A 2,272-nucleotide genomic window follows, 5' to 3' on the forward strand; every position below is an offset into this window, starting at 1 on the left:
CCTGCTGTACCTCAAGGATTACTGGCTGAAGATAGAACTAATAATGGTGTATGGGCAACGGAAATCAGTGCACTTGGTAAGGGTCTGCTTGTACTAAATGGAAATAATGTTCAGTCACATATATTTAGTGATACAGTGGAAGGAAGATTTGGCACGGGATCTGCCAGAAGCTCAATTATAAAATTTCCTAATAACATTCACGCTGAAACTGAAATGTATTGCAATAGCACTGCGGGAGAGTTTACCTATGATAAAATGTTTGGGTATGTAGAAATAACCGTCTCCGCTAGCAGACCTCATTCTTTCCAAAGTGGTGCTTTAGGAGGAGTAGCAACGGCCGAAATTACGGTTCCCGCTCATGACATAGATGTCAATTTTAAATTTTCGAATGGGCAGAGAATAGTTGGGGCCAGATTCAATGGTGAAGTGAAATTCATGGATGCTACCCATAAAATAATGCGATCGTTTAAGCATTCTGAATTAATTGGCATGGCCGGATTTCACGGAGCAGTGGAGAGGTATGCATATGGGCAAACCGTTATGACCATAGAGGAATTGAGAAGGATTGAAAAGGTTACAGTAGATCTCTATCTTACCCATATAAGCGACATAAATGGGTCTGCAGGAGCCACATGCGATCCGATATAAATTAGAGATTCGAGTGTGCTCCTTGTGTTGGTTTATTTTATTGCCGCTGCTAGTTTGATTTTGAAGTGCCCAGACCTCTGAATGCGCCCGCAGCCCTTTGGCTGCCGCAATTTATAAGAGGCTATCTCATCCAGCTTGCTGACTCCCACAAAAGCAGAACAGTCAAAGGCGGTTCAGGGCGGGGTCGCCGACCATGCCCTGCCGTCCTTCAGCAGGGTGTTCGCAAGGATCAGAAGTTTTCGCATGACAGCCGTGATCGCAACCTTGAACGGCTTGCCTGCCTTTCGCAGACGTTCGTAGAACGCCTTGAGATCACAGTTCCACCGGACGGCGCTGACGCTCGCCATGTAGAGGGTGTTCCGGGCCATGACCCGCCCGCTGCGGATCGTCTTTCGGCCCCTCATCATCCCCGAGTCCCGGTTCATTGGCGCCAATCCAGCAAGTGCCGCGACCTCGGCTGCATTGGCGCTGCCCAGCTCTTTCATCTCCGCTAGAAGTGTCGCCGCTGTTGTCGGTCCAATCCCCGGGATTGACGTCAGGATTGCGTATTGCCCCGCGATCTGCGGGTCTGACTTCATAACCGCCTGCAATTCGGCATCAAGAACGTCGCAATGTCGTCGGCAGAGGGCGATCCGCTCGGCTGCAAGGTCTTTCACGATGTCTGACGTTGCCTCCTCGCATTGGTTCTCCAGCACGAGGCGCTCGTTGATAACTTGGCGTCGGGCAACGACAATCTCTTTGATCCTCGTCATCGTTGCTGTCGATGGTTCGGTAGGCGCAGGCTTCATGATGGTCGCGAACCGGGCCAAGACTTCGGCATCAATCTCGTCCGTCTTGGCAAGGCGACCAAGGACATCCGCGAACCGCCTGGTCCGATAAGGGTTGATGATTGCGACCTTGATACCCGCCTCGTGCAAAGCGGTGTGTGCCGTCCGGTGATACCGGCCTGTCGCTTCCATCACCACCAGCTTGGCGGAGTTGGTCAAGCAGCACGACAAAAGCTTGCCAATGCCTGTGGCGTCGTTCGCAACACGGACACGTTCACCTATGGGATGCAAAAAAACGTCGAGCCATTTTTTGCTGACATCGACGCCAACGACCACCGTTTCCGATGATGTCTGATTGGTCGTCGCCTTTCCTTTTATCCGGGACATCGAAGACTCCCTCTTATCTGTTCAGGCCCAAAAACCGTTGAAGGGGACCGACCTTACTTGCTCGCGGCTCTGAAAAACCCAGGGCCTGACGGTCCAATCCCCACCCGAGCATCCCACATCGCAGGCTGCCCGGGGAGACGTTCCGGTGACGGTCACGTCCCAGGGGCAACATAAAAGGGCCTGTGGGCAACCGGGTGCGGCTTGCGGCAGCTGCGGCACAGACCCACCGCGGCCTCTTTCAGAATAGCGAGATCCCCGCGCGGGGCGCGGCGATCGAGACGCAGGGGGGATTTGGACAAGCCAAACGCCCCCTGCCCTTGTTGGGCCAGGCGCTGCGCGCCTGCCCGTTTGGGGACCACTGGTCCCCCACCGCAACATGAAAATGCTGCACGTCCTGCGGGGCCGTGTCCTCGCCTTCGGCTGCGGGCCGCACCACCCCCTTGTCCGCTTGATTTTCCCATTGCGGCGGT

At 54.3% G+C, this 2,272-nt stretch carries 3 protein-coding genes; 1 reads left to right on the forward strand and 2 read right to left on the reverse strand.

Going from position 1 to position 2,272, the window contains the following annotated elements; genetic code table 11:
* Window positions 1-648 (forward strand): hypothetical protein (locus TY51_RS22570; protein ID WP_197054694.1); only part of this gene is annotated, 648 nt, incomplete at its 5' end.
* A gap of 173 nt (window positions 649-821) precedes the next feature.
* Here the strand turns inward: TY51_RS22570 and TY51_RS07980 are convergent.
* Complete coding sequence (locus TY51_RS07980; protein ID WP_042248093.1) at window positions 822-1,802, reverse strand: IS110 family transposase; 981 nt, start codon at window positions 1,800-1,802, stop codon at window positions 822-824.
* 238 nt (window positions 1,803-2,040) lie between these two features.
* Window positions 2,041-2,272 (reverse strand): hypothetical protein (locus tag TY51_RS23305; RefSeq protein ID WP_231558967.1); only part of this gene is annotated, 232 nt, incomplete at its 5' end.

The sequence above is a fragment of the Paracoccus sp. PAMC 22219 genome (genome assembly GCF_000787695.1).
In the GTDB taxonomy this organism is placed as follows: Bacteria; Pseudomonadota; Alphaproteobacteria; order Rhodobacterales; family Rhodobacteraceae; genus Paracoccus.

Coding starts and splice junctions, on each gene's coding strand:
- TY51_RS07980 (WP_042248093.1), bottom strand. CDS start 1,802: ATGTCCCGGATAAAAGGAAAGGCGACGACCAATCAGACATCATCGGAA.